Source organism: Vibrio sp. T20 (genome assembly GCF_007858795.1).
Lineage (GTDB): Bacteria > Pseudomonadota > Gammaproteobacteria > Enterobacterales > Vibrionaceae > Vibrio > Vibrio satsumensis.
Genome location: NZ_VFEB01000171.1, coordinates 1 through 26,433, shown reverse-complemented (window position 1 = coordinate 26,433; position 26,433 = coordinate 1). Strand labels below are relative to the sequence as shown.

Annotated in this window: 25 protein-coding genes; 7 read left to right on the top strand and 18 right to left on the bottom strand. The window is 42.3% G+C overall.

Translation table 11 applies throughout. The features are described 5' to 3' along the window. The first annotated feature begins 12 nt into the window (after positions 1-12). Positions 13-2,388 (top strand): alpha-glucosidase, encoded by a 2,376-nt coding sequence (gene ygjK / locus FTW16_RS18105; RefSeq protein WP_146492047.1) that lies wholly within the window; start codon positions 13-15, stop codon positions 2,386-2,388. A 392-nt stretch (positions 2,389-2,780) separates the two neighbouring features. Then, positions 2,781-4,121, top strand: a complete 1,341-nt coding sequence (locus FTW16_RS18100; RefSeq protein ID WP_146492046.1) for an MATE family efflux transporter — start codon at positions 2,781-2,783, stop codon at positions 4,119-4,121. Positions 4,122-4,390: 269 nt separating this feature from the next. Here the strand turns inward: FTW16_RS18100 and FTW16_RS18095 are convergent, their stop codons facing one another. Then, positions 4,391-5,317, bottom strand: coding sequence for a LysR family transcriptional regulator (locus FTW16_RS18095; protein WP_146492045.1), 927 nt, complete (start codon positions 5,315-5,317; stop codon positions 4,391-4,393). A 101-nt stretch (positions 5,318-5,418) separates the two neighbouring features. Here FTW16_RS18095 and chrA point away from each other — a divergent pair, with 101 nt between their 5' ends. Next, complete coding sequence (gene chrA, locus FTW16_RS18090) at positions 5,419-6,567, top strand: chromate efflux transporter (RefSeq protein WP_146492044.1); 1,149 nt, start codon at positions 5,419-5,421, stop codon at positions 6,565-6,567. 150 nt (positions 6,568-6,717) lie between these two features. Here chrA and FTW16_RS18085 read toward each other — a convergent pair whose 3' ends face one another. The 16 genes from FTW16_RS18085 to FTW16_RS18010 all read right to left on the bottom strand — a co-directional run bounded on the left by FTW16_RS18085 (position 6,718) and on the right by FTW16_RS18010 (position 22,030). Further along, positions 6,718-7,638, bottom strand: coding sequence for a glycosyltransferase family 2 protein (locus FTW16_RS18085; protein WP_146492043.1), 921 nt, complete (start codon positions 7,636-7,638; stop codon positions 6,718-6,720). Then, complete coding sequence (locus FTW16_RS18080; RefSeq protein ID WP_146492042.1) at positions 7,631-9,412, bottom strand: hypothetical protein; 1,782 nt, start codon at positions 9,410-9,412, stop codon at positions 7,631-7,633. Before FTW16_RS18080 ends, FTW16_RS18085 begins: the two co-directional genes overlap by 8 nt. Positions 9,413-9,430: 18 nt before the next feature. Next, the gene (locus FTW16_RS18075) at positions 9,431-10,435 is read right to left on the bottom strand and encodes a tetratricopeptide repeat protein (protein WP_146492041.1); all 1,005 of its coding nucleotides are present in this window, start codon (positions 10,433-10,435) and stop codon (positions 9,431-9,433) included. Beyond that, on the bottom strand, positions 10,432-11,403 hold the full coding sequence (locus FTW16_RS18070; RefSeq protein ID WP_146492040.1) for a type II secretion system F family protein: 972 nt from the start codon (positions 11,401-11,403) through the stop codon (positions 10,432-10,434). Before FTW16_RS18070 ends, FTW16_RS18075 begins: the two co-directional genes overlap by 4 nt. 3 nt (positions 11,404-11,406) lie before the next feature. Further along, positions 11,407-12,372: a type II secretion system F family protein gene (locus FTW16_RS18065; RefSeq protein WP_048615562.1), complete on the bottom strand. Its 966-nt coding sequence runs from the start codon at positions 12,370-12,372 to the stop codon at positions 11,407-11,409. Positions 12,373-12,381: 9 nt separating this feature from the next. Next, complete coding sequence (locus FTW16_RS18060) at positions 12,382-13,833, bottom strand: CpaF family protein (RefSeq protein ID WP_146492039.1); 1,452 nt, start codon at positions 13,831-13,833, stop codon at positions 12,382-12,384. A 33-nt stretch (positions 13,834-13,866) separates the two neighbouring features. Continuing rightward, positions 13,867-15,087 carry an AAA family ATPase gene (locus FTW16_RS18055; protein ID WP_146492038.1) on the bottom strand — a complete coding sequence of 407 codons (1,221 nt, stop codon included), beginning with the start codon at positions 15,085-15,087 and terminating at the stop codon, positions 13,867-13,869. Between the two features lie 26 nt (positions 15,088-15,113). Then, positions 15,114-15,614 carry a TadE/TadG family type IV pilus assembly protein gene (locus FTW16_RS18050; protein WP_146492037.1) on the bottom strand — a complete coding sequence of 167 codons (501 nt, stop codon included), beginning with the start codon at positions 15,612-15,614 and terminating at the stop codon, positions 15,114-15,116. Next, positions 15,611-16,039, bottom strand: coding sequence for a TadE/TadG family type IV pilus assembly protein (locus FTW16_RS18045; protein WP_146492036.1), 429 nt, complete (start codon positions 16,037-16,039; stop codon positions 15,611-15,613). Before FTW16_RS18045 ends, FTW16_RS18050 begins: the two co-directional genes overlap by 4 nt. 2 nt (positions 16,040-16,041) lie before the next feature. Continuing rightward, the gene (locus FTW16_RS18040) at positions 16,042-17,304 is read right to left on the bottom strand and encodes a TadE/TadG family type IV pilus assembly protein (RefSeq protein WP_146492035.1); all 1,263 of its coding nucleotides are present in this window, start codon (positions 17,302-17,304) and stop codon (positions 16,042-16,044) included. Between the two features lie 16 nt (positions 17,305-17,320). Then, positions 17,321-17,590 carry a hypothetical protein gene (locus FTW16_RS18035; protein WP_029405622.1) on the bottom strand — a complete coding sequence of 90 codons (270 nt, stop codon included), beginning with the start codon at positions 17,588-17,590 and terminating at the stop codon, positions 17,321-17,323. Beyond that, positions 17,580-19,034: a type II and III secretion system protein family protein gene (locus FTW16_RS18030; RefSeq protein ID WP_146492034.1), complete on the bottom strand. Its 1,455-nt coding sequence runs from the start codon at positions 19,032-19,034 to the stop codon at positions 17,580-17,582. Before FTW16_RS18030 ends, FTW16_RS18035 begins: the two co-directional genes overlap by 11 nt. Before the next feature lie 8 nt (positions 19,035-19,042). Further along, positions 19,043-19,792, bottom strand: coding sequence for a Flp pilus assembly protein CpaB (gene cpaB / locus FTW16_RS18025; protein ID WP_048605624.1), 750 nt, complete (start codon positions 19,790-19,792; stop codon positions 19,043-19,045). Beyond that, positions 19,785-21,134, bottom strand: a complete 1,350-nt coding sequence (locus FTW16_RS18020) for an AAA family ATPase (RefSeq protein WP_146492033.1) — start codon at positions 21,132-21,134, stop codon at positions 19,785-19,787. Before FTW16_RS18020 ends, cpaB begins: the two co-directional genes overlap by 8 nt. Positions 21,135-21,171: 37 nt before the next feature. Beyond that, positions 21,172-21,702, bottom strand: coding sequence for a prepilin peptidase (locus FTW16_RS18015; protein ID WP_146492032.1), 531 nt, complete (start codon positions 21,700-21,702; stop codon positions 21,172-21,174). Positions 21,703-21,859: 157 nt separating this feature from the next. Then, positions 21,860-22,030: a Flp family type IVb pilin gene (locus tag FTW16_RS18010; protein ID WP_102480233.1), complete on the bottom strand. Its 171-nt coding sequence runs from the start codon at positions 22,028-22,030 to the stop codon at positions 21,860-21,862. Positions 22,031-22,224: 194 nt separating this feature from the next. Here FTW16_RS18010 and FTW16_RS18005 point away from each other — a divergent pair, with 194 nt between their 5' ends. Together FTW16_RS18005 and FTW16_RS18000 are read left to right on the top strand one after the other, a co-directional pair. Beyond that, the gene (locus FTW16_RS18005) at positions 22,225-22,968 is read left to right on the top strand and encodes a helix-turn-helix domain-containing protein (RefSeq protein ID WP_146492031.1); all 744 of its coding nucleotides are present in this window, start codon (positions 22,225-22,227) and stop codon (positions 22,966-22,968) included. 83 nt (positions 22,969-23,051) lie between these two features. Further along, positions 23,052-24,740, top strand: a complete 1,689-nt coding sequence (locus FTW16_RS18000; protein WP_146492030.1) for an AMP-binding protein — start codon at positions 23,052-23,054, stop codon at positions 24,738-24,740. A 92-nt stretch (positions 24,741-24,832) separates the two neighbouring features. Here the strand turns inward: FTW16_RS18000 and FTW16_RS17995 are convergent, their stop codons facing one another. Then, positions 24,833-25,039 carry a DUF1127 domain-containing protein gene (locus tag FTW16_RS17995; protein WP_048658140.1) on the bottom strand — a complete coding sequence of 69 codons (207 nt, stop codon included), beginning with the start codon at positions 25,037-25,039 and terminating at the stop codon, positions 24,833-24,835. 103 nt (positions 25,040-25,142) lie between these two features. Here FTW16_RS17995 and FTW16_RS17990 point away from each other — a divergent pair, with 103 nt between their 5' ends. After that, a complete protein-coding gene (locus tag FTW16_RS17990; protein WP_146492029.1) occupies positions 25,143-26,093 on the top strand; it encodes a LysR substrate-binding domain-containing protein in 951 nt (316 codons plus the stop codon). A gap of 46 nt (positions 26,094-26,139) precedes the next feature. Beyond that, the gene (locus tag FTW16_RS17985) at positions 26,140-26,352 is read left to right on the top strand and encodes a VF530 family DNA-binding protein (protein WP_017106559.1); all 213 of its coding nucleotides are present in this window, start codon (positions 26,140-26,142) and stop codon (positions 26,350-26,352) included. Positions 26,353-26,433 lie beyond the last annotated feature (81 nt).

Genomic DNA, 26,433 nt, shown 5'->3' with positions numbered 1-26,433 from the left:
CAGGAACTCATCATGAAACTGAATAAATCATTCGCAGCTCTCGCTATCGGTGCAGCACTTGTTGTTACTGGTTGTGCATCAAACTCTGGCTCAGAACAACTGCAAGCTAACGAATTTAAGAATGTTATCGACCGCACTGGCTCACCAGAATACATGCGTGACTACGACTTCGATGACCACCAACGTTTTAACCCATTCTTCGACCTTGGCGCATGGCACGGTCACCTACTACCAGATACTGCTGAAGGTATGGGCGGCTTCCCAGGTACTGCACTGCTTACCGAAGAATACATCAACTTCATGGCTGATAACTTTGACCGCCTAAGCGTGTTCAAAGATGGCAAAAAAGTGGCTTTCACCATGGAAGCTTACAGCCTGCCGGGCGCATTAGTTCAGACGCTGAAAGCTGACGATGTGACAGTAGAGATGACGATGCGTTTTGTTTCTAACCGTACCTCTCTGCTAGAAACGAAAATCACCACTGACTCGCCAGTTGAGTTAGTGTGGGACGGTGAACTGCTTGAAAAAACACACGCGAAAGAAGGCGTAGCGCAAACTGATAAAACTATTGCGGAAACCTACCCTGAATACAACCGCCAAATCGTTGCAACCGACGATGGTTTAAAGGTGACTTTCGGTAAAGTACGTTCAACGTGGGATCTACTAACCTCAGGTGAGTCTGAGTACCAAGTTCATAAGTCTATTCCAACCCAAACCAAGATCGATGGCCTAACGTTTACTTCAACCGCAAGCATTGAAGAATCAACCACCATCTACACCACATACTCGCACGTGTTAACGGCAGAAGAAGCACAAGCGGAACAGCCTGAAATCAAAAAGATCATGGCAAACCCTACCGACTTTTTAGCTGCGTCTGCAGAACGTTGGGAAGGCTATCTTGAGATGGGTTTAACCAACCCGAACGCAACGCCTGAGCAAGAACGAGTTGCGGTTAAAGCGATGGAAACATTAAACGGTAACTGGCGTGGTGCGGCAGGTGCAATGGAGTTTGATTCAGTTACACCATCAGTAACGGCGCGTTGGTTCTCGGGCAACCAAACTTGGCCGTGGGACACGTGGAAACAAGCTTACGCAATGGCTCACTTCAACCCAGATGTGGCGAAAGACAACATCCGCGCGATGTTCGCTTACCAGATTCAGGCTGACGATGCCGTTCGCCCATGGGATGAAGGCTACGTGCCAGATCTATTGGCTTACAACCTAAGCCCAGAACGCGGCGGCGACGGTGGTAACTGGAACGAACGTAATACCAAACCAAGCTTAGCGGCTTGGGCGGTAATGGAGGTCTACAAGACCACCAGCGATGAAGCTTGGCTTGAAGAGATGTATCCAAAGCTAGTGGCATACCATGATTGGTGGCTACGCAACCGTGATAACAACGGCAACGGTGTTCCAGAATATGGCGCAGCGCGCGACAAAGCACACAACACACCTGAAGGCGAAATGTACTTCACCGTGGTTCGTGGCGACAAACATGAAACCGTCGTAGGCCAAGCAGCACTAGATAAAGTCGTCGCTGAAGGTAACTACGATTACATCGAAAGCCCAGCTCAAACGGCAGCGTCTTGGGAATCAGGTCGTGATGATGCAGCCGCTTTTGGTTTCATCGATAAAGATCAGCTAGACGCATACGTTGCTAACGGCGGCAAGCGCAGTGATTGGGATGTTGAGTTCGCTCAAAACCGCGCTGAAGACGGCACACTACTAGGCTACTCACTGCTGCAAGAGTCGGTTGACCAAGCAAGCTACATGTACAGCGATAACAAGTACCTAGCGGAAATGGCTGACATTTTGGGCAAAGATGCCGAAGCGAAAGAGTTCCGTGAAAAAGCTGAACATCTATCGAACTACATCAACACTTGTATGTTCGATGAGAGCACAAACTTCTTCTACGACATTCGCATTGAAGACAAACCATTGGCGAACGGCTGTGCGGGTAAACCGATTGTAGAGCGAGGCAAAGGCCCTGAAGGTTGGTCACCACTGTTCAACGGTGCAGCGACTCAAGATCACGCTGATGCTGTTGTCTCAGTGATGAAAGATACCTCTGAGTTCAACACCTACGTTCCATTGGGTACTGCAGCACTATCGAGCCCAGCATTTGGCCCAGATATTTACTGGCGTGGACGTGTATGGGTAGATCAGTTCTACTTCGGCCTAAAAGGCATGGACAGCTACGGCTACCGTGACGATGCGATTGAAATGGCAGGTGCATTCTTCGACCATGCTGATGGTTTGGTACAAGACGGGCCAATTCGTGAGAACTACAACCCATTGAACGGTGAACAACAAGGCGCACCAAACTTCTCTTGGAGTGCGGCTCACCTATACATGCTGTACAACGATTTCTTTACCGACGCAGAGTAAACCAAATCTATACCTGTCTTCTGAAATTCAATGAAAAGATAACCTCATAAATTTCAGGCTTTGGCACTCAGTATCTCGCTGAGTGCCTTTTTTACACCTGAAGCCAAATAATCGAACAAACAAGTTCTTAAACTATTTGGCCTACTATGATCCTTTTACTCTGTTCGCTGTACTCCGCAAGCACAGACAAGCTTTTATTCACTAAAAACAAAGAGTACTCTTGCTATAAAACTCCGCTCAAAAATTTTATCACTCACACAGAAACATTGGGCTCTGAAGACTTATTCGAATTTTATTTATCCTTATTAGTCTTCCGGACATTAATTTGATATGCGTTTATTAAATAATCGCTAAACTATAGTGTCGCCTACCCCTTTTTTGAGAAAACCTAAATGCCTAATGCTGGTTCCACCCTAAATAAACGTATGGGAATCGTTGCGCTCACCTGGCCAATTTTTATCGAAGTTCTTCTAAGAACTGCACTCAACACCAGTGATGTCTTCATGTTATCGGGATACTCAGACAAAGCAGTGTCTGCCGTTGGTGTTATTTCTCAGATATCCTTTTTTCTGATCATTGTCTCGACCATGGTCAGCAGTGGTACGGGGATTTTAATCGCGCAATACAACGGTGCCTCTCGCACTCAAGAGAGCGCTCACGTGGGTGTAGCGAGCATCATTCTGGCCATTATTGCCGGTGTGCTACTGAGTGTTATTGCAGTTCTTGTTGCTGAATATTTTATCCCGCTCTATCAACTCGAGCCTCAAGTCGAACAGTACGCGCAAGAATACCTGTTCATCAGTGGTGCTCTCACTTTCAATGTAACCATAGGTGTGGTTCTCACCACAATTCTAAGAAGCCATGGCTATTCAAAGTCACCGATGGTGATCAACATGATTGCAGGTGTCATCAATGTAATCGGTAACTACTGTGCCCTATATCAACCTTTTGGTTTGCCTGTATACGGCGTGCAAGGGGTTGCGACCGCGACCGTAATTAGCCAAGTGATCGGGATGTTGATCTTGATTGGTGTGGTTAGAAGCAAAGGCATTGACCTACCAGTGAAGCAGTTTAAATCTGTGCCTAAAGCCATCTATCAAAAAATCATTAAGATCGGCTCGATGAACGCAGGAGAAGTGCTCTCTTATAATATGGCTCAGATCAGCATTACCTTCTTTGTCGTGCAGATGGGTACGTCTTCACTGGCTGCGTTTACTTACGCACAAAACATCGCTCGCCTCTCTTTTGCATTTGCACTGGCAATTGGTCAAGGTAGCCAAATCCAAACTGGTTATTACATTGGTAAGGGCTGGATCGACGAGATTACCAACCGCGTGCAACGTTACTTTGTGGTTGGTTTTATCGCTTCAACGACGATTACCAGCATTGTTTATGTGTTCCGTTTCGACATTCTCGATCTGTTCACGCAAGATCCAGAGATCATTGCGCTGGCTGCCGCACTGATTGCGGGCTCCATCATTCTTGAGGCTGGCCGAGTATTTAACCTGATCTTTATCTCTTGTCTAAAGGCAGCTGGCGACATTAAATTCCCGATCAAAATGGGCATTCTCAGCATGTGGGGCATTGGGGTTGCCATGAGCTATTTACTTGGTGTGCATTGGGGGTATGGGGTATTTGGCGCTTGGATGGCAATCGCGATGGACGAGTGGTTCCGTGGAGTCATCATGGCTTATCGCTGGCGAGCGAAGAAATGGACTCGATTCTCTTTTTAGGTTGTTGTTGATACGCCTAAATTTATCTCGACCAAAAGAGAAAAGCGCTAGGGGGAGCTAGCGCTTTTAAGACCAACTAAGTCCGTTTAGCCTGGCAGTTTTTTCAGCTACATCATGAGGATATAACCATTCTTTTACTTAGGTAAATCAAAAAGTCTATTCTTTACGACTGCTTTAAGTCGTAAATTAAGTATAGTCGGGTTCTTATAATAAGCCGGATTTTTCTCAAGTTAATTCATATAAAATTGGCAACTAACCGGCACGATAAACTATTCGGAAACCACAGATGAGACCGTATTAGTAATCAATTTTCTAAGTAGCTTATTTTTATCATCTAAATGCTTAGCTTTCCTATAAACAAGCTGGATATCAAAATCTGGAACATCAATCGGTGGTTTCACAGCCAACAAGGTTTCTTCACTATCAATATCCTTACGCGCGACAAGCTTGGGAACAATACAAAGTAATTCTCTACCACGAATGAGCCGTTTTACTGTTAAAAAGTTACTGGAAGCTACAGCCACTTTCCGGCTAAGTCCTAATTCAGCCAAACGAATATCAACTCCCGTTGTTAAAGCTCCGGCAGGAGAAACGAGTGCGTGCTCGACAGCAACAAATTGTTCTAGCGACATCGGGTCGTCAATAGATAGAATCGATTGATCAAGTAAACAAACATGCTGCTCCGTATACAAATGCTTTGTTCGATATTGCTTTGGTACCTCACCAAAGCTGCCTATCGTCATATCAAGCTTGGCATCTTCAAAGACTTGCTGGTAGTTACTCCGGTTTACATTGAACAACGCTACTTGGGAGTAAGGAGAGGATTGCTTAATAAGATCAAACAATATTGGAGCGAACATCTGCTCGGCATAATCAGTGAGACCTATCTTCCAAGTCCCTTTATAAGTCTCTGCATCAAACGATTTAGACAGCAGTACCTCTGACTGGATGGTATTTAGTAGTGCTTCGACGGTACTGGATAATTCGATGGCTCGGTCTGTCGCCTCCATCTTGCTACCCACACGCTCAAACAAAGGGTCATCAAACAACTTCCGGAGCCTTTGTAAGCTATGACTCATCGCGGATTGGCTGATATAACAGCGTTCAGCGGCCTTGCTAACGCTGTTGGTTTTATACAACGCCTGCAGTGCAATCAACAAGTTAAGGTCAATCCCTTTCCAGTTAAAATCAGCCATAAAACAAAACCCATATCATTCATAATTATAATTAAAACAATTAATTTGAATCATAGTTCAACTCCACCTAAATTACGCTAAACATTTATCTGGAATCGATCATGCTTTCAATTTTTAAAACCTTTTTCTGGCTTGGCTGGATTAGCTTCGGTGGACCTGCAGCACACATTGGCTACTTCCGTAAGACATTTGTTGAGAAACTGAATTGGTTGTCCGACGAAGAGTACGGGCAAATTGTCGCCCTCAGTCAATTTCTTCCGGGCCCAGGCTCAAGTCAAGTTGGCTTCGCTGTCGGATACAAAAAAGGTGGCTTAACTGGTGCGATTGCAGCATTTGTGGGGTTCACTTCTCCATCTGTCATTCTAATGCTGATATTGGCTCTAGTGAGTAACCAGTTGTTGGAAGCTCCGCTGTTCATCTCAATCATTCACGGGCTTAAATTACTTGCCGTTGTGGTTGTTGCTGATGCCACTTTCGGTATGTACAAAAACTTTTGCCAATCGAAAATCGCAACCGCGCTGTGTGTCATTACCGCCATTATTTTGCTTTTGATTCCAGGGATCTGGCCTCAAGTGTTGGTTCTAATATTTGCAGCTATGGTTGGCAGTAAGTTCTTAACCTCACAAGAGCTAAAAACGATACCTTCAACACAAAAAATATCGGTAACGCCTCTCGTGATTTTTGTTGCTTTACTGGTTGGCGTGCCTCTATTCAGTGCTTACTCTCAAGGCATTGAAGTGTTTGGCCTGTTCTATCAAGCAGGCAGCCTAGTATTTGGTGGCGGCCATGTGGTACTTCCGCTGCTACAAAATGGTATTGGCGACCAACTGTCTCAAGATGCCTTCCTAACAGGTTATGCAGCGGCGCAAGCAGTACCAGGCCCGATGTTTACGTTAGCCACTTATCTAGGTTATGTGTTGATGCCATCAGCACCGATCACCGGCGCCCTACTCGCAACGATTGCTGTGTTCTTACCGGGCTTCTTATTGCTACTGGGTGTACTGAAGAACTGGCAGGCGATTGCAAGCAAACCTTTAGTGGCCGGGGCACTTACAGGTGTGAATGCGGCGGTTGTAGGTTTGTTATTGGCAGCGCTATATCAACCCATCTTCACAAGTGCAGTGAGTAGTGGCTTAGATTTCGCTCTGATCATTGTAGGTGTGTGGTTATTGAAAACCGTGAAGCTACCTATTGTTGGATTGGTAGGGTTGTTCATGGTCTTTGGCGCAATGACAGAACTGGCGGTCTAATAGGTTTAAGGTAAGAAGTAAGCGAATCGCTTGCTTCTTACTTTCGTCTTTCATAATTTAATCTACCTAGCACCCGCTATATAATTAGTAATTCCATCTCAAAGCTCATGCTCTCGAGTATTGATCTCTTAGCCAAATATCTCAGCTAAGTCATTCATCGTCCTTAAATCTTAAAATAGAGAGTATTCTCATCTCTCGCCTACCTCGTGATACGTTATCGAGTATCAAACCGCAGAAAAAAGACATCACCGCGATCAAAGCTATTGAGCTAGACAAAACAGCGGTAGGTAGCCTTTCAACCAACCCAGTATCAACAAAATCAACAATGACGGGGATACCCAAGATCAATGAAATAAGACCAAGCAATATCGAGAGTACTCCAAAGAAAAACATCGGTTTCACGTCTCTCAGTAGGAATAAAATAAAGTTAAAAATTTTAATGCCATCACTCAAGGTGTTTAGCTTGCTAGAAGTACCTTCCGGTCTAGATTGGTATTGAGTCGAAACTTCTTTGATAGACATATTATGATGCAGCGCATGCACGGTAAGCTCTGTTTCTATTTGGAAGCCATCGCTGAAGATAGGTGCGGTTTTGACAAATCTATGACTCATAATTCGATAACCAGAAAACACATCATTCAACTGAGCATTGAATGCTAGGTTAATCAATGATGAAAACATCTTATTGCCGAGGATATGTCCTTTGGGGTAAGCGATTGAAGTTCGCTCTCGGCTTCCAATGATCATATCAAGCTTTTCAGTCTTTAATTGCTCGATCAACGCTGGACATACTGACGCGTCATAAGTGTCATCACCATCAGCCATCACATAGATATCAGCGTCGATATCAGAGAACATCCGCCTCACGACCTCTCCTTTACCTTGGCGAGGCTCATGTCGCACAATCGCCCCAGCTTGTAACGCCTCGTTGACCGTGTTGTCAGTTGAATTGTTGTCGTAAACATAAATAGATGCATCAGGTAAGGCTTGTTGAAAAGACGTAACCGTTTCGCCAATGGCTCCGGCTTCGTTATAACATGGGAGTAATATCGCGACTTTCTGTTTATTCATGCTCACTCCTTACTTTAAAAACTCGATAACCATCCTCAATTCCATCATATGTAACGTCTAACCAAGCCGGAATATTATCCCCATGAAGTCTTCTAACTAAAGAGTCTTCGCTTCCAGAATCCTTTAGGAGAGTTAAATGAGGGTCATTACCGATCAATATATAATCAACCTTTTTATCGACTATTTTGTTTCTTGCTAGAAGCATGTCCTCTTCTAACATCACTTCGATTAAAAATCGGTTACCCACAATATTTCTATGATAAGGCGCGGCGATTATACTGTTGTTCGTTTTAGCCAATACAGGTGCGCCCGTTTCTATTCCTGAAAGAATTGTATGAGAGTTGATACCGTTATCTTTTAGCACCTTAAAGATGACCGATAACTTATCGGTCTCATCAAGTTTGGTAGTCACTTCCTCTTCTGGAGACAAAGCGAGAATGACAAACGCTAATGCCAATGGAGCACCTGAGATAATAACCAGCACTTTCAGTAGTGAATACCTAACGTATTCAGACACCTTAATAACAAAATATGCTTGGAAAGGTGCCGCTAAAACAAAACACAACCTCATTACCCTAATCTGCCAAAACATCGCAAGGGCTAGATTAAACATAAAAATGAGGTACAAGATTGCACAGTGCGGGTTTTTATTTCGAAAGAATGGATACAACATTGCGGGAACTAATAGCAACAAATAATTATCCACTGAAAAAAAACCATTCATTGCTATGTATGTTGCGACAGATTTAGCTTCTGCAACTTGATCAAGCCAATACAATTTTAGTATCGGTGGGTAATCAATAAACAAAGCACTAGTCAGTGAGGGGTAAATAATAACAACCGGAAATAAACACAACAAACCAAGAAAAATAAACAATAAAAATCTTTGAGTTGAATTTTTTCTATTATTAGCCAATCGATTGTAAGCATTGACAAACACCCAACCACTAAAAAAAAGAAGGATGATAATAAATGAGACCTCATCATATTTAAAAGAAAAGAACTCATCATAAGGCCTATTTAATAAAACAGCAAAAGTTCCAAAAATCGAACAAGTTACATATAGCTTAGAGACATAACTAAACCACTCGTCACGAACGAAGCAGTAATACACAGTATAAATAATTAAGAAAATCATAAACAACAAAACATTATCCATCCCAGTCCATAGAGATAGAGACAGGAAAACGGCCTGAGCATACACTCGCCATGATTGTCTTAGGTTGTTGATAGAAGTCGGGGTTACTGATAAGAAGAGCGTGGCCAAAATAAGTTGAATATTATGATGGTCAATAGAACCAGGTAAGAAGTGTATTATTGCAGGAGAAAAAATAGCAAACATCGTGCTGATAAAGCGGTACTTAGCGCCTAAGAAACGTTCGCATAAGTAAAAGCACGATAATGCGAAGAACAATAAATAAAGCAAAGGGACAATAGAAATCGAGATAGCATAAGCAAGGCTATCACCAACCATAAATATCAATGGGAAAGCGACCAAAGAGAGCATTAGATCAGGAAATCGAGACCAATGAATAATAACACCGTCATCGGCATTAAAGTTACTCATTGGCTCTAGGTACCAATGGCCATTCCTCATCCACTCCTGAAACTGAACAAAACGCATATAATCGTCATTGTCATTCAGGTTGAGTATTGAAATGCTTTCCCACTTATAAATAAATATCAAAATGGCACATACGAACCAAATTACAGAAATAGCTATGATGTCTTTGTTAAAATTATCACTTTTAGGCAATATGAATATCCTTTTCATTAAGCCAAATTCAAATCACTATTGTTCCATCTCTCTCACTTCCGCTAGTGCTCTGTTTAAGTTTTCATTTGCTACTTTGTAGTAAGATGATTTTTTATCGATAGCTTGTTGTAAATATGGAACCGCCTGATCAGGTTTTCCTTGTAAGATCAGGAAGTAGCCAACGTTATTCAACGCTTCTGGGGCGTCCATATGCCTCATGAACACGTTAGTGGCCTTTTTTATATCCCCAGAGGCTAAATAAATAAGTGCTAGATTATTCTGAGCTTTTTCATTATTCGGTTCTAACTCTAAGGCTGAACGCGTGTATTGATACGCTTCCTTGTAGTTACCATACATGTAGTGGGAGTAGCCCATATTCAACAAAGCTTTGACTGAGCTTTTATCTATCGTTAGTGACTTTTTGAAGTACTCTTGTGCGATCTGATGCTTTCCGTCAACATCTTCCAATACACCAATCCCCATATAAGCTAATGCTGGAGACATGCTGTCTACCTTCAAACTGGCCACTTCACTTTGGCTCAACGCTTGGTAATTTTGGATTGTTTCACTACTTTTTAAACGAACTTGGTCTGAATTTATCGCTTTAAAGAAATAGCTTCGACCTTCATCTTTACGGCGTTGCTTTGTATACAAAACACCTAACTGCTCCAATACTTCGGTGTGGGCTGGGTTAAAGTCTAGCGCAGCTAGGTAAGCTTTCTCGGCCAACGCATAATTACCACGAGACGAATGTATTTGGCCAATAGTGAACAAGGTTTTATCGTGAAACTCTTTTTCAGGGAAGGACAAGGAACGTATATATTCATATAAGGCCAAGTCTATATTGTTGTCTCGCAGAGCAATGTCACCGCGCATAATTGCTTCTTTTTCATTTAGCGGTGGATCATCACTAGTCAAAGAATCGATTGGTTTACCAGAGTACAATTCTGCATCAAATTGATTAGTCGGTTCATCCGAAGAAGCACAACCAAGAAGCAAAATTGGCAATAGTAGTAGAAGAAACTTATTGTATAACATCATAAACTTGCTCCCGGCGCAGTTAATGCGTCCATTACGATCAATAGTCCTGGGCCAAGTGCGACAATGAAAAAGCAAGGCCAAATAAATATCAACATTGGGAATAACATTTTGGTCGGTATTTTCGCCGCAATTTCTTCAGCGGCTTGCTGACGTTTATCTCTAAAGTCTTCAGTATAATCACGGAGTGTTTGCGCTAAACTCCCCCCCATTCTCGATGCATGAGAAAGCAAAGAAACCAAACCTTCCAACTCGACTAAACCAGTTCGTTCGATAAGCTGCCTAAGCGCATCAGGCATAGTGACGCCCGCTTGAATTTTAGCAAATACAGTCTCTAGTTCATCCGCAAGTTCAGGTTGAGAGACATAGAGCTCAGACGCTACGCGCCCAAGAGCGGCATTAAAACCAAGCCCAGATTCGGTACACACAACAAGAAGATCAAGCGCATCAGGAACACCGTTTCTGATTTTTTTCTGACGCTCTTTTTGTAACTTACTCAGAATAATATTTGGCGTGAATGTTCCGAGAAAAACACAGGTCATGATGAGTAAATTATTGTAGTCTCCGCCCAGCGCTATGTAATAAACCATAAAAGCCGCGACGATGCCTATTAAGCTAGATAAAACCTTCAATGCATAAAAAACCGATAATGCACTCTTCTCATGGAATCCAGCATGCATCAATTTTTCTGAGTAAGTTTCATTATCCTTTTTGTTACCTTTACTTATAAAAGGGCTTAATGATTCAAGCGTATTTGAGAAATCATAGGGTTTGCGGCCGCCAACACTTCCCTCTTCAGATATTTGTCTTAGCTTCTTGTCTAAAGGAGATCGAGCACCTAAAAACAGAAACCCAACAGTCAATGTTAACAAGACAGTAGTGAGCAAAATCATCGCATAAATAACCACCTGAGAGCTGATCCCAAACTCTTCTAACATCTGCTTCCAGACTTCAATATTGAGTAGTTCCATAAGTTAAATCTCTATGCTAATGATCTTTTTAATCCACAAGGCCCCGATGGCCAAAAGAACAATACCGACACTGACCATCGATAAACCGCGCGGATCTTTATAAAGTGGCTCGATATACTCGGGACTAGCCACCCGTAATGCGAAAAACAAACCAAAAGGGGATAACGTTAAGATCCATGCTGATAAGCGACTTTCAGCAGAGAGTGTTTTTACCTTCCTTTCCAGTTTAAAACGCGCTCTAAGTACTTCAGATACCTTTTGCAGGTTCTCAGATAAGTTCCCCCCAGTCTCTTTTTGCAACATTACGGCACTGGAAAAAGCCAGCATTGATACGGTGGGGACTCGTTCTGTCATCTGTAAAATCGCTAGACGTAAATCATAACCATAATTAAGTAAATTATAGGTGTTCTTAAATTCAGTACCTATTGGGTCAGGAAGCTCTTCGCCAACCTCATTAAATGATTGAACGAGCGGTTGTCCTGCTTGTAAGGCACGTCGAATAATATCCAACGCCTCAGGAAGTTGCTCTTCAAATCGAGCCATTCGGTAAGTCACTCGGTTTTGCACAAACAAGTAAGCAATGACCCAAACGAAAATGAATGCCGCTACACTTATGAACCACACTTGGTTAGTCATTATCGATATCAATGAGAGCAATACAGCACAAAGAGAAATAATCAGTAAGAATCGGCTTAAAGCCACTTTCATACCTGCGAGTTCCAACATTTTTTTCAAGCCCGCGAAAAAAGAGATAACGATGAGCTTACGGTCCAGCGGGGAGAGTTCTTTGTTATAGTGCTCTTTGAGTAATGACAAACTCTCTGCATCGATATTACGTTGCGTCTCTTTTAAGCGACGAGACAACTCTTTATGCTTCGCTTTCTTACCAGCAGCAGGTAACAACAACGCTTGGGAAATAAAAAGCACTGCGATAAACAATAGGCCTAATGAAACGCTTACATTGTCCATAATCTCTCCTTAACCTTTGGTCTCACTAAAGAGCTCGAAAGGCAGATCGAGTCCCCGTTTGACTAACTGGTCATGGTATTGAGGCACAACTCCCGTTGCCGTGAAATAACCGATAATATTGCCATCTTCATCAATACCTTTACGCTGAAAACGGAAAATTTCCGACATAGTAATGACCTCACCTTCCATGCCGTTGATCTCTTGGATACTCACCATACGACGCTTACCATCTTCTTGGCGTTCCATTTGAACAACAAGGTGGATAGCCGAAGCTATTTGCGCTCGTAAGTTTTTGGTTGATATGTTCCACCCAGCCATCGAAAACATGTTTTCGACACGACTCAAGGCATCACGGGGGGTATTTGCGTGAATGGTGGCAAGTGAACCATCATGACCCGTGTTCATCGCCGCTAGCATGTCAACGGCTTCGCTACCACGTACCTCCCCGACCACGATTCGATCAGGTCGCATACGTAAGGTATTTTTAACCAATTCGCGCTGGCTAATTTCTCCCTTCCCTTCAAGGTTGGCAGGGCGGGTTTCTAAACGAATTACATGAGGTTGTTGAAGTTGTAATTCCGCCGAGTCTTCTATGGTAATAATTCGTTGATCTCGAGGAATAAAGCCAGAAAAAATATTCAGTGTTGTCGTTTTACCAGAGCCAGTCCCTCCGGAGATTAAGATATTTAATTCACCTTTAACCGCAGCTTCGACAAACTTAGCCATCTGAGGAGACACTGAGTCATAGTCAATCAAGTTATCCATAGTCAAACGGTCAACAGCAAAACGACGGATAGAAACGGAAGGACCATCAAGTGCGAGAGGCGGGATAATTGCGTTAACACGTGAACCATCAACTAAGCGCGCATCTACCATAGGTGACGCTTCATCTATACGACGCCCTACTTGGCTTACGATGCGGTCGATAATGTTTCTCAGATGGCGGTCATCAAGAAAAGTATAGGGCGTTTTTTCGAGTTTACCTCTTCGCTCAACATAAACACTTTTAGGGCCGTTGACCAATATATCTGACACGGTTTGATCGGCTAATAGAGGCTCTAGCGGACCAAGGCCAAAAACCTCATCTTCTATCTGCTTGATAACCCGCTTGCGCCCTTCCGCACTCAATGCATGGCTACCATCTTCAGCCATTAACTGTACGATGGCTTCGTGTAAATCGAGCTTAGCGCGCTCTTTCTCCAAGCTAGAAAGTAACCCTAAATCTAGAGTCTCCAGCAGCTGCTTATGAAAGAAGTGTTTGATTGATAGCTCCTGCTCTAAAACCTTTCGAGCCTCATCAATCGCCTTCTCCTTTTCAACGCTCGCTTCCGTATTTCGAGAGTGACTAGACGCCTCAACATTAGATAAACGGTCAACAGGATTGGCACCTTCTGAATCATGCGAAATCTGTTCTACTTTTTTTTCAAACTCTGGATTTACATTTTTTCGTTTAAAGAACATCACAATCCCTCGTGTTTACTTTTCATCAACCCATTATGAAAACAACTTTTTTAGCCACCCTTTCTCTTCCTGTTCTGGTGGTGATAGAACATGAGACAAATCGATGATAGAGCGAGTAATAGAGCTTTTCTTTCTCGACTGAACTAACGGCTGCCCCAAGTTGGCACTCTCCAGCGCAACTTTAAAATCGTTAGGCATAAGATGGATATTGTGATTACCCACCGCCTGCTCTACATCTTTTAACTTAATTGAATGTCGCTTTTCATAACGGTTGAGAATGACCTCTATTGAGTCACTTTGTAAGCCATACTCAAACTTCAGAGACTTAATTAGTCGACTTGTGTTTTTTACTGACACTAGGCTCTGTTGTAAAACCAAAAGTACTTTCGTCGCAGGTGATATTGCTGATGCAAACACGTGGTCTAAGCCTCTAGACAGGTCAATGATCACATAAGGGTAAAAACGACGCAGAATTGGAAGTAATCTGCCAATTTTCTGAGCCTGTTCGAAATCATCTGCGTTATTTTCATGCTTAAAGCTTAGAACATGCAGACCCGATTCATGTTTATTTACCAATGACCCCAAAGACATTTCATCCAAATCATTAGAACTGTTGATCGCATCCGAAACACTATAAGTGGGGGTTATGTTCAAATAATCAGGTATCACGCCAAATTGAAGATCGATATCGAGTAAAAGTACTTCGTTAGGATGTTGTGTGGCCATCTCAATGGCAGTATTTAACGCTAAGGTGGTTGCTCCCATCCCTCCTTTGGTGTTCAAAAACAAGATAAACTCTCCGTAACTGGAGTTCTCAAGCTTTTCAGAGGCCGTTTTCTTCAAGAGTGGCAGTAGGTCCGATAGGGTCACATTGTGAGACAAAAAATCTGAAGCACCCAAACGCAGTGCGATTTTTAGTGACCCATTATCACTTTCATCACCGAGTACGACTAAAGACAAATCCTTATCTTCTAGCGATAAGTCGTACCCCTGGAGCTCAACCATTTTTTGAGCCCAATTTCCATTAGCTTCTACAAAAATTAGTTCCGGCACATCCGCATTTTTTAAGTACTCCTCACTCATTGCCGCGAGAGAAAATGACGTCACATGCACATTTCGACACTTCTTTAACTCGTGGTTCATATGTGAAAGAAAACCTTCTGAGCTATAGATCAGCCAAACCTTTAGATTTGTTTTTAAACGCGTCATATCCTTATCACTTTCATTCGGCGTTATTTTGATCGCTTCCCCCATATATTCATCTCCTTTTAAATAACCGCTTATGGGCATCTATTCCATATGTTAGTGCTAGTTTCAGTCTCAGGCCTCACCACACCCAAACTTTCTGCTGGTAATATTGTTTCAAACGCAGGGGCTGCAAGAAATCCATTATTTCCTAGAAAGCTTAGGTTACTGATTAACTGAATGCCATAACCCGTAGCCCTAGCGCGCACAAATTTAATGGTGCCAAAGTTCGCTTCAAAATCAGAAGCAACCTCTACCCCGCTCGCGTCTAAGTAAGCTACTTCTAAATTCGCATTAGTAAACCCAACAAGAGGAATATCATTCACCACCATTCCCGCAATATTATCTCTATCAAGTACGTAACAGACTGTCGCTAACCTAGCGGCCTTCCTAGTCGCCTCACTGACCATTTGCAGCGAAAATATATAGGCACCCAACGCTAAAATGAGAAAGAGCAGTAGAAAAATTAACGATGAGACTAAAGTGAATTCAATGATGGCAAGCCCTTTGACACGTCCTTTAAACCTTTTCATCACAGTACCCTCATCACCGAAGTGACACTTAACGGAATAGAAAAACTTGTGGCAGATAAAGGAATAGACAAAAACAACGGCACATAGTCATATGTCACGCTGACTCGTACATAGCTGTCAATAGAGGGTGGTGTTACCGTTACATCTGATGTCGTCAATGTAGATAACACTGCCGTCCCCACGCTGCTCTGGCCATAAACCACCACATTTTGAATCTCCAACGTTGGGGCAATAGTGCCACCTTTGGTATCGTAAACCTCACTAACAGCATATCGTGCGCCATTTTGTACAGATTTAGAGATAACATTGTAGTGAATCAGAATATTGCCAAGCTCGATCACCAAACCCAAAAAAAACAGCAATACAGGGGTTGCAATGACCATCTCTACGGCAGCAAACCCCTGTTGAAATTGATTAGATTGCTTCATGATCACGACTCCCCACTATCAGGATCCTTATACAAAACAATCTTGTAAGCTCCTTCGGTTGTCGACTGATTACTACCAGAGCCACCAGTGACACTGCAAGAATGTATAAACTCACCAAAAACGGCGGGTGTACCTGAGTTGTTAGTTGGTGCTTTTTGCAACAAGAAAAAGCAGCCAATTTTATTCACTGTGAAGTCGGTAGAGCCGCCACTTTTACCCGAGCAGTCCACCATAGGTATAGGTAAAATACGACGCCAAGCAACACCATTAGATGCGCACCCAGAACCGCCACTTGCTATACAAGCATTGGTATCTAACTTATATTGAGCGTAATCGTAGCTATCATCGAAAGTGATCTCTCCGGTATTGGCATCAATCGTTATTTCATTGGTAGGTTCTGTGGTCACATAATCTGAAGGGTAATCAGATGCCGATAATCCACCGCCATAATCACCAAAACGAGTATTTAAGCCATCACCTGTCGGACCAACCGTGCCGCCAGGTTTGGTTGTGATATCTTCACCAATTTTAACTGGCTGATCGTAACTACCACCTAAGCCTTCTTTGATTGTTTTACCACCAGAACCAAAGTCCAGCAGGTGATAATTACCATTACCCATTTCAGATAGGCTACTATCTCCAACCTTTAAGGCGTGAACGGTTCCAACTTCATAACCGAACACATTGGTTATCTCTTCACCGGTTTCGTCATGATAACCATCTTCATTAACATCATTATCAGAAGTACCATCACCAATACACACTCCAATGGGTACAATATTGTTATAGGCCAGACCTGAACTAGGACCTGCAACAGCACTTGCCGATACCACTTTTTCAAGACCAAATAGATGGATGAAAAACTCATCCATCTCTAGTGCATCCACGCGAACACGCACATAAACATCATCAGTTGCACCGAACGTCGCCGTGCCTGTAAAATCCTGTGGATCATTCGAATAAGCAATACTTATAGAAGCGGTCGAGAAATCAATTTCTTGGTTCCCGGTTGAAGCCGCCATGGCATTAAGTGCCGTACCCACTTCTGCGTCTACAGCGTCTTTATCTTTACTATTGTCTAATATGGTTGCGGCAGCCAACGCTGCAGAATCGACTGCATTTTGTAAGCGCGTTTTATTCACGACCATATGGTTTATGTCTACAGCTAGCGCTGAGACAGCTAGAAAAACCAACAAGGCAGCAGTAATCATCACCGCAACTAAGCCTTGTTGTTTTTTCGGGCTTTGTGATACTCGATACAACATGTGAGTACCTCCAGATTTAGTTAAAATCTTCTAAGATCTGGCTACTACTTCCAGACAGATCATTTTCACCTCTGCCAACATATCTGTCGTAACCAGTCTGCATCCGCTCCCCTGTACCATCAGGTACTTCGAGTAAATTCTCTTGGGTCGCATTAGGGTTATACGTTTGCTCTGTTTTGACTAGTGCTACCGAGTGCCCTAAACGAGCATCATTTGCACAGCCAACCAACACCATCACGAGAAAGACCATCATTATTCTAATCATATCTATCTCCTTATAAATCATGCCCAAATGAGCCTTCACTACCACCATCGGTCGGTGATATATCCTGTGACGCTTGAGACTGTTCTGAATCAGATTCAGACGGTTCAGCTATATAAGCGCTTCGACCCAATAAGTAATATTCCAAGTCATTAGGATCAACAAAAGCATCGGTTGGTAACGTCACTTTCGTTCGATCAATAGGTTTAGCGAGTCGAGGAGTTACAAGAATAACGAGCTCTGTTTCACCAGATACATACTCTTGGCTATTGAAAAGCTGACCTAAAATCGGCACATCGCCAAAGCCTGGCATCTTGTTACTGATGTCCCTAACATTCTCACTCAGCAACCCCGCAATACCGATAGTTTGACCGTCGGCTAACTCAAGCGTCGATGACGCACTTCTTCGTGTAATCGGAGGGATAAAGTAAGTCGCATTGGTAGTACCAGGATCAATCGTTAACGAGCTACTATTGGCAATTTCACTGACATCAACCGCTAAGTTTAGGTTGATTTTTTTGTCACTGAGCACGGTTGGGATGAACTTTAAACCTACACCATACTCTTTGTACTCAATCGTAATACCATCCTCATCAGGCACTGGAATTGGAAATTCCCCACCAGCTAAAAACTCAGCCTTAGAACCACTTAATGCGGTTAAATTCGGTTCAGCCAATACCTTAGCGACCCCGTTTTGTTTTGCTACGTCCAGTGCGAAAGTAAACAATGTATTACTATCAATGAATGACCCTAATATGCCGTAGTCCGTCGACGTAGGAATATTGAAGATAGGCGTTGCTCCTAATACTCCTGCAGGTACGGAAGACGCGCCCCAAGAAAAGTCAGACCCACTGGTTTGGAAGAAGTGGAAGTTTGCATCAAACTTTCTTACCAAGCTTCTTTGAACCTCGGCAACGGTTACCTCTAACATGACTTGTTGGGCCCCGCCAATGGACATCAAATTGATAACACCGGTAGCAGCGGCTTGCTCGCTACCACTTTCATTTGATTTGTCAGCTGTTTGCCCAGATGAATACGTTTCTGCAATTCGCATCGCGACATTCATTTGTTGTTGGTTACTCACCTGACCGCTCAATAATAGACGGTTCTGCGCACTGTGCACTTCGATAGTTTCATCTGGAAGGAACTCATATAATTTAGCTTTGAGGCTATTAAGATCATGAGTAACCTCAATGTTAATAGACTCAATTAACCGTCCTCGAGAGTCCCAAGCCATTAGGTTTGTCGCACCTAATTTTTTACCAATTAAAAACACTTCATTTGATTTTAAAATTACAATATCTAAAACATCAGGATCACCAAGAGAAACCTTCGCCGCTTTTCCCGACAGCACGACATGCGTAGATTTATGATGTGGAACCGTGACTGTTTTTCCCGTTTGTAACGCCGCAACACTGGCCGTCGAAATACAAATCAGGCTCAAAACACACGCAATTAATATTCTCATATTTCACCTCAATCCTTGACGCGCACATTAGATGTTTCTGTACCTTTGATAATGGTGACACTTGGTCTAGGCACATATCGACGAACCACTTTTTTCTCAACTTCATGTGGGTTTCTCAAAGTCAGCTGAATATCGCCTTTGCTTTTAGCCGTGAGAAGTTTCTCTGCCTCTTTCGGCGTCATCTCAAGTGTTACCGCTCGTACAATAATCGGACTGTTTTCTTTCGTTTTAGCCGTTTGGTCGACAGCCAAAACCTTGATGTCTTTTAATACTGTTTGAGTCGCTGCAGAATTTTTTCCGTAAGAAACGGTATTGAGAATATCAACCTTGTTACCCGGTAATAAGAAACCCGCCACACCAATAACATCATCAACACGTATCGTTACCGCACGTTTATTTTCAGGGATAAGAGCTGCAAGCGTTGACCCTTCTCCTGGTACAGTAAATCGTAACTTGTGAAGCACCTCTCCCGCATAGACAGTATTCGCAACAACCTTGCCAATCAGCTCTGCTTTATCCGAATAGTTATTTTCATTAATCCAATCAACTTCCATCAATCTGGTGGTTAAAAACTGATCCTCGATAATAGTTCCGGCTTCAATTTCTTGTGATGCGACAACAACGGGGTGACGCTCGACCGTTTCAACTTCAACGGTTGGCTGAACTTGATCATCCATCCACTGCTTAGCAAAAAATACAGCCGCTAAGCCGAATACTACGGACAGTAAAAACAGTAGGAAAACTTGACTCTTATTCATTATTCTCTTCCTCGTGTCCATCAGAGGTAAAATAGACTTCCCATGCCATGGAAAGAATATCGAATGTGATAACAGGTGGTAGCTGCTCAAACGAAAGAATATCTTTGCTTATACCAACGAGATCTTTCGGTAAACATGGGAAAAGTGGCACCTTAAGCAGCGTGTGCATTTGAGACAAACGCTCAAAGAAGCCGTCTTGAAGCTCTACTTCTCTATCAGCAACGACGCTCATCCATAAAGCTTCATAATCTCGCTGGTTAAGTGGCTTGAATTCAATCTTGTAACCTAAACGACGTAAAAAGGCGGGATCGCTTATTTTCTTTGGGTTTAGATTGGTAGAAAAGGCAAGAGTTAATACAAATGGCATCGTTATCTGCTGACCATTAGGCAGCGACAAATAGTCGAATGAGTACTCCATCGGTACAATCCAACGATTAAGAAGCGCATCCACCGGCATAGGCTGACGACCAAGGTCATCAATGACAAAAATCCCATTATTTGCCATCATTTGTACTGGGGCTAACCAGACTCGACTATTTTCTGAATGATTAACTTCAAGCATATCCATAGTCAGTTCACCCCCAACTTGGATATTTGGCCTTTCACAATTAAGCCAACGCTTGTCGTATTGATCTTTGAGAGAAATACTTTGATCACTGCCGTTGCTATCCAACGGTTTATGATGTTGTGCAGAAAACACCTTGATAATATTACCTAAGGCATAGACTGCATAAGGGATAAACACAGAGGTGTGCAGCGCATTGACAATTCGGCTCGCGACAAAGGTTTTACCAGTACCAGCGTGCCCATATAACAACAAAGCACGTCCAGAATTGATTGCAGGCCCTAGCACTGAAATCATTTTGTCGACACCATATACATCATCCAGAGCAGCTTCGACATGTGGTCTAGTGACTAGCTCTACTCTCAGGTCTTGCTGTTTGACCACATCACTGTACTGGTCAAGCGAAACTGGCGCGGGCCCTAAATAAGCATCACGTTTAAAGGCAAGATCAGCTTCTTCCAGCCCTTTTTCAGAAAGGGAGTAACGGACATGACTATGGGATACTGATGATAGAGAAAGATCTGAGGTAGGCTGAAATACCTCAATTAACGACTTTTTCCTTAAAACGGCCAAAGCACTTTCCAAAATATGGGTGACAACACACATATAATTAGAGAGTTCTAACACATCCGACTTAGGGTAAGCAGACAAATGCTTGAGTACGAGGTTTTCAATAACAACTTCAGGAACACCCAACATATCAATAGATGTAGGAACGGCTGGGGCTGAAATTTGAGGCTTCAAAGTTGTTGGAGCAGTACGCCCTATAATATCCATATATTATTCCTCTCCACAAAGCTAACCAACAACAGGTTTAAGTAAAGTAGCTATACATCGCTAATCCCATAACAACAGAGGGTGCAAAAGGCATCGTCACCTTATTTGAATACCTAGCGTGCAAACTAGTACTTTCATTTGATACTGGTGCTACTCCACCAAGCACAATTAGCTTATTTTCAAAATAGCCTTTGATACTAAGACTGTTCGAGTTGGAAAAATTATATAGCAAATAGAAAGTCCCGATCACTCCAGCAGAAAGTAAGATAAAGTACGATGCATCAAGTAATTGTCCCCACCCAAGATACATCCCTACAATACCTAATAGCTTCACATCTCCTGCAGACATAGCTCTTAAAAAATATAAGAGTAATCCAAAACAAAAAAACACCACGAATCCAACTAAGGACATTAAAAAAACATCAAAGGTGTAATTGCGGTTAAACATTGATAAAAAGTACACAAACAAAAACAGTATCAATATTTTGTTTGGTATACGATGTTTCTCAACATCGTATACCGAAACTGCAATTAGCAATGCCCAAAAAACTGAAGGCTCATTAATCATATATTTAATTCATACACTCGAAAAAATGCTCTGGATTTTGCTAAGTAAGGCTGTCGCCATCCCAGAAAAAACCAATCCTATAGCAATGACAAGTAACGCAGCAGCGATAATGTAGGCAACCGAAGTAAGCCCTCTTTGCAGCTTCACTCCTAACCGATCATAGACCATTAACAATACTGTTCAGTTTCGCTGCGAGTGTAGCCCCTAAACCAGAAAATACAGTTGTTAAACCTAATACCAATAAAGCTGCACCGATTACATACTCGATTACAGTCAACCCTTCTTCATCTTTCATGAATTCTTTACAATTATTCAAAAACTTATCCATGAGAACCTCTCCTTGATTTGCGTATCAGGCTTTGTTTACCTGTAAACTAAATCTAGAGGTGAGAGATATATTAGGTTAGGATTTTCTTGCCATTTACTTGCACTTTTTTGTGGTACTTCTAATCTAATTATTATGCTTCGTAATTTGTCTATTTTTTAACTCACAATTTAATATGAAATAGAGTTGGTATCTATATGAAAGTAGTCACACCTTTATTATCAGATAAAGACAGTGATTTTAATGCTGTTATTATCAATAAAATAAGCAACTACTTCCCCATTAAGAATTGTAAGCAAGATATATCTGTAATCAGTAACTTAGATGTAAGACTGGTATTTTTTATATTGAATAGACCTGACAAACTTCAACTACTTACAATGGCATTATCTATTTGTGAAAACTTGAACAAGAGAATTGTCATTATTTGTTCAGATTCGTTACCTAATATCATTCGAAATCATAAGAATATATTTTTCATTATCGAAACAAACAGTAATCATCTGACCAGTACATTCGAAGAGCTTAAGAGTAAAACACAGCATATCTTCGAATCCCACTTCGATCTCGACAGAAACATAAATAACAATAATCAACTACCTGCAAAGTTGTTTACTTCAGAAGTCGTTAACTTTGTCATGGACAATATCAACAAAGAAATTAGAGAAACAGAGATCGCTGAGAAGTGTCATTGTTCTACAACCTACTTTTCGAAAAAGTTTCATCTACACTTTGGGGTAAGCTTTAGAGACTTTGTTTGTGATAAACGCATTCTACTCGCCAAAAAATTGATTGAAGCGGATACCGAATCAAAAATTGCCGTAATTGCCTATCAATGTGGATACAAGGACGTGTCATATTTTTCGAGAATTTTTAAGAAAAGGACCGGAGTAACACCTGCAAGTTACAGACGTGCCTGCACAGATAACAGAAAACGCTAATTTTACTCCCTAAAAGAAAAAACCATGGTACATTTAACATGATTTTAACAAAAATAACTTAGCGAAAAACATGGAGTTAGACAATGATTCAGCCTAACGAGTTTAGCCAAGAAAACGCAACAGCTCTCCCAACACCAAATGAAATGATCCTAAAATGGGCAGAAGAACGCCCAAATGAGGTCTATTTAAAACAAATTATTAACCGCCAATTTGTCGAATTTACTTATCAAGAAGTGGCCGATAAAGCACTGAAACTGGCGTCAGCATTAGAAGGACTCGGAGCCCAATCAGGCGATCGAATAGCTCTCGTCTCGAAAAACTGTGCAGAGTGGTTTATCTGCGATCTTGCCATGATGTTAGGAGATTTTGTCAGCGTCCCAATCTTTCCAACAGCTGGTGCAGATACCATCCAATACTGTATTGAGCACAGTGAAAGTAAAATAGTGATTGCAGGTAAGCTAGATGATCCTGCTGCTACCCAAAAGGTATTGGATGACAATCCGGACTTAATCAGCATCTCTCTACCATACGATACGGCAGCCAAATGCCAACACACGTTTGAACAGCTGATCGATACGCATGAACCATCCACCAAACGTCCTCAACATCACGACGACAAGCTAATGTCATTAGTGTATACATCAGGCACCTCTGGATTACCAAAAGGGGCAATGCTTACATACGGCGCATTTACATGGTCAGTTCAAAGGCTGATCGACCATATTGGTATCCAACCCGGCGATCGCCTGTTTTCTTACCTACCGCTTGCTCATATTACAGAACGCGTTTACATCTTTGGTTCTTCAGTAATGGGTGGCGTGGTCACGGCTTTCCCTGAGTCTTTAGACACGTTTATTGATGATGTAAAAATGCATCGTCCTACTCTGTTCATTTCAGTTCCTCGTTTATGGACGCTGTTCCAACAGCGAATCCAAGACAAATTGCCACAGAAGAAACTAAACTTCTTACTTAAGATTCCGTTTATCAACAACATCATTAAGAAGAAGCTTGCCGATGGCCTAGGCTTGGATCAAGCTCGTGTTCTTGGGTGTGGCTCTGCGCCTGTATCACCAGCTCTACTTGCATGGTATGAAAGTGTTGGTCTGCACATTACCGAGGCATGGGGAATGACAGAGTCTTTCGCCTACAGCACGATTAATCACCCTTTTAGAGCTGACAAAATTGGTACTGTAGGTAACGCAGGCCCGGGGATCGAACTCAAAATTGCAGAGGACGAAGAGATTTTGGTTCGAAGCAAAGGCATGTTCTCTGGTTATTACAAAAATGACATTGCAACCCAAGAGTCTTTTAACTCTGATGGCTGGCTGCATACTGGTGATATTGGTGATATCGACAGCGAAGGCTACCTAACTATTCGTGGACGTAAAAAAGATACCTTTAAAACCGCGAAAGGTAAGTTTGTTGCTCCTGTACCTATCGAGAACAAACTCTTTGAATACAGCCGCGTAGAAATGATGTGTTTGATCGGTTTAGGCTTACCTGGTCCTATTTTGCTTGTCGTTCCACACGACTTCCCTAATTTTGATCGAGCCCGTTATGAGAAAACCACCAAGCGTGTTATCGAAAAAATGAACGAACAACTCGCCTCACATGAGAAGATCAAAGGTGTATTGATGATTAAGGAACCGTGGAGTATTGAGAATGGCGTGTTAACTCCTACTCTTAAGATCAAACGACATATCCTTGAGCAGAAGTACCACGAAGTCGGTCATGACTGGCCGAAAGATAAATTGGTAGTTTGGGAAGAGTAATCAAAATCGAGAGGGAGCCATTACGGCTCCTTTTTTTGGCAGCAAAGTACGCTCAACCTTAGATTAGCCAGTCCCTCCCCTAACACTCCCACTCACTCCCAAAACGATTTCTTCAGTTCCTTATCAACTTGTTCCTGTGTAATCCCTACATCTCTCAACAAATACTCTGGTAGCTCAGACAGCTGCTTTCTGGTTCTACGATTTTGAAAGTACATGCCTAATTTAGAATAGAATTTCTTAATTGATAATGATGACAAAAATGAATGGTTGGTATTTGCGGTTGCTGTGATCGTATTCATAGCCTTTCTCCTGTTGATCTTTCGCTTTGTTATGGTCAATAATCGACCAACAGAGCAACATCGACAAACGATAGATACTGGCATTCAGTTAAGGAAAACTAATGTGAGAGAGCGCACCCCACCTTTCCAAGGGATATACTATTTTTATACTGCGGCTGAAACAGGCAGTTTTAAGCTTGCAGCAGAAAAGCTATTTGTCACGGCTGCAGCAGTCAGCCAACAAATTCGCCAACTTGAAGAATGGTTAGGCGCAGACCTGTTTATTCGTCAGCACCGAAAAATAGTACTCACTCATGAAGGTGAAGTGCTTTACCTGCAAGCTAAGAAAGGCTTTGCTCATATTCAAGATGGAGTAAGACGAATAAACCAAGACCCCAACCCCACTCAATTGTCGATTTCGACCGTGCCCTCTTTTGCACAACATTGGTTAGTACCTAGAATTGGCGACTTCCGCGACCGTCATCCAGATTTATCGATGTTAATAGAACCGACCAACAAACTGGTTACCTTTGAAGACTCGGCTGTCGATGTCTGTGTTCGATATGGTCATGGTAACTACCCAAACATTGAATCACGTTGGTTGATGGACGAAGTGGTTTACCCTGTCTGCCATCCTATCTATCAAGAAAAATATGGAATCTATGACATCAGCGATCTGCATAAAGCAGAGTTAATTGAAGACCGTTGGCCTGATATGGACTGGAATCTATGGTTAGACGTTGTTGGGGCGAAAGCAGGCCGTTCGTCACTGCAATTTGACGGCTCACATTTTGTTTTAGAGGGTGCATTATCCGTTCAGGGCGTAGCCTTGGTTAAGCACAGCTTGGTGTATCGCTATTTGCAGGAAAAGAAACTCGTCCGAATCGGTAATATCGCTCTGAAGCCTAAATACAATTATTTTTTATGTGCACCTCCAGGTTACTTCCATCGAGAAAAGATAAAACGATTCGAAGAATGGATGCAGGCTCAAGTTAAATTGTTTGGTGATACAGGTAGAGAAGAATTGTCGATTATCCACACCGATTACGAACTTAAATGGTCTGATAATTCATAAAGCGAAACTGGTATACTTAGCTCAAATAAATGGCGAGAACATCCTCATGACACAAGAAAACAACCCACTTCATGGTATCACTCTACAGAAGCTACTGACTGAATTGGTTGAACATTACGGTTGGGAAGAGTTGAGTTACATGGTCAACATCAACTGCTTTAAAAAAGACCCGAGCATTAAATCGAGCTTAAAATTTTTGCGTAAAACTGACTGGGCTCGTACCAAAGTAGAGCAGATCTATATTGATTTAAAACGCTAGTCCCCTCTTCTCCCGCTCTATCTAAATCTGTCCCGTATCTATTAGGTGCGGGGCCACTTTATCTCACGCATCTCACGCATC

Bases quoted from the DNA above. Each gene is read 5' to 3' on its own strand.
- ygjK (WP_146492047.1), top strand. From the start codon at position 13: ATGAAACTGAATAAATCATTCGCAGCTCTCGCTATCGGTGCAGCACTT.
- FTW16_RS18100 (WP_146492046.1), top strand. From the start codon at position 2,781: ATGCCTAATGCTGGTTCCACCCTAAATAAACGTATGGGAATCGTTGCG.
- FTW16_RS18095 (WP_146492045.1), bottom strand. From the start codon at position 5,317: ATGGCTGATTTTAACTGGAAAGGGATTGACCTTAACTTGTTGATTGCA.
- chrA (WP_146492044.1), top strand. From the start codon at position 5,419: ATGCTTTCAATTTTTAAAACCTTTTTCTGGCTTGGCTGGATTAGCTTC.
- FTW16_RS18085 (WP_146492043.1), bottom strand. From the start codon at position 7,638: ATGAATAAACAGAAAGTCGCGATATTACTCCCATGTTATAACGAAGCC.
- FTW16_RS18080 (WP_146492042.1), bottom strand. From the start codon at position 9,412: ATGAAAAGGATATTCATATTGCCTAAAAGTGATAATTTTAACAAAGAC.
- FTW16_RS18075 (WP_146492041.1), bottom strand. From the start codon at position 10,435: ATGATGTTATACAATAAGTTTCTTCTACTACTATTGCCAATTTTGCTT.
- FTW16_RS18070 (WP_146492040.1), bottom strand. From the start codon at position 11,403: ATGGAACTACTCAATATTGAAGTCTGGAAGCAGATGTTAGAAGAGTTT.
- FTW16_RS18065 (WP_048615562.1), bottom strand. From the start codon at position 12,372: ATGGACAATGTAAGCGTTTCATTAGGCCTATTGTTTATCGCAGTGCTT.
- FTW16_RS18060 (WP_146492039.1), bottom strand. From the start codon at position 13,833: ATGTTCTTTAAACGAAAAAATGTAAATCCAGAGTTTGAAAAAAAAGTA.
- FTW16_RS18055 (WP_146492038.1), bottom strand. From the start codon at position 15,087: ATGGGGGAAGCGATCAAAATAACGCCGAATGAAAGTGATAAGGATATG.
- FTW16_RS18045 (WP_146492036.1), bottom strand. From the start codon at position 16,039: ATGAAGCAATCTAATCAATTTCAACAGGGGTTTGCTGCCGTAGAGATG.
- FTW16_RS18040 (WP_146492035.1), bottom strand. From the start codon at position 17,304: ATGTTGTATCGAGTATCACAAAGCCCGAAAAAACAACAAGGCTTAGTT.
- FTW16_RS18035 (WP_029405622.1), bottom strand. From the start codon at position 17,590: ATGATTTATAAGGAGATAGATATGATTAGAATAATGATGGTCTTTCTC.
- FTW16_RS18030 (WP_146492034.1), bottom strand. From the start codon at position 19,034: ATGAGAATATTAATTGCGTGTGTTTTGAGCCTGATTTGTATTTCGACG.
- cpaB (WP_048605624.1), bottom strand. From the start codon at position 19,792: ATGAATAAGAGTCAAGTTTTCCTACTGTTTTTACTGTCCGTAGTATTC.
- FTW16_RS18020 (WP_146492033.1), bottom strand. From the start codon at position 21,134: ATGGATATTATAGGGCGTACTGCTCCAACAACTTTGAAGCCTCAAATT.
- FTW16_RS18015 (WP_146492032.1), bottom strand. From the start codon at position 21,702: ATGATTAATGAGCCTTCAGTTTTTTGGGCATTGCTAATTGCAGTTTCG.
- FTW16_RS18010 (WP_102480233.1), bottom strand. From the start codon at position 22,030: ATGGATAAGTTTTTGAATAATTGTAAAGAATTCATGAAAGATGAAGAA.
- FTW16_RS18005 (WP_146492031.1), top strand. From the start codon at position 22,225: ATGAAAGTAGTCACACCTTTATTATCAGATAAAGACAGTGATTTTAAT.
- FTW16_RS18000 (WP_146492030.1), top strand. From the start codon at position 23,052: ATGATTCAGCCTAACGAGTTTAGCCAAGAAAACGCAACAGCTCTCCCA.
- FTW16_RS17995 (WP_048658140.1), bottom strand. From the start codon at position 25,039: ATGAATACGATCACAGCAACCGCAAATACCAACCATTCATTTTTGTCA.
- FTW16_RS17985 (WP_017106559.1), top strand. From the start codon at position 26,140: ATGACACAAGAAAACAACCCACTTCATGGTATCACTCTACAGAAGCTA.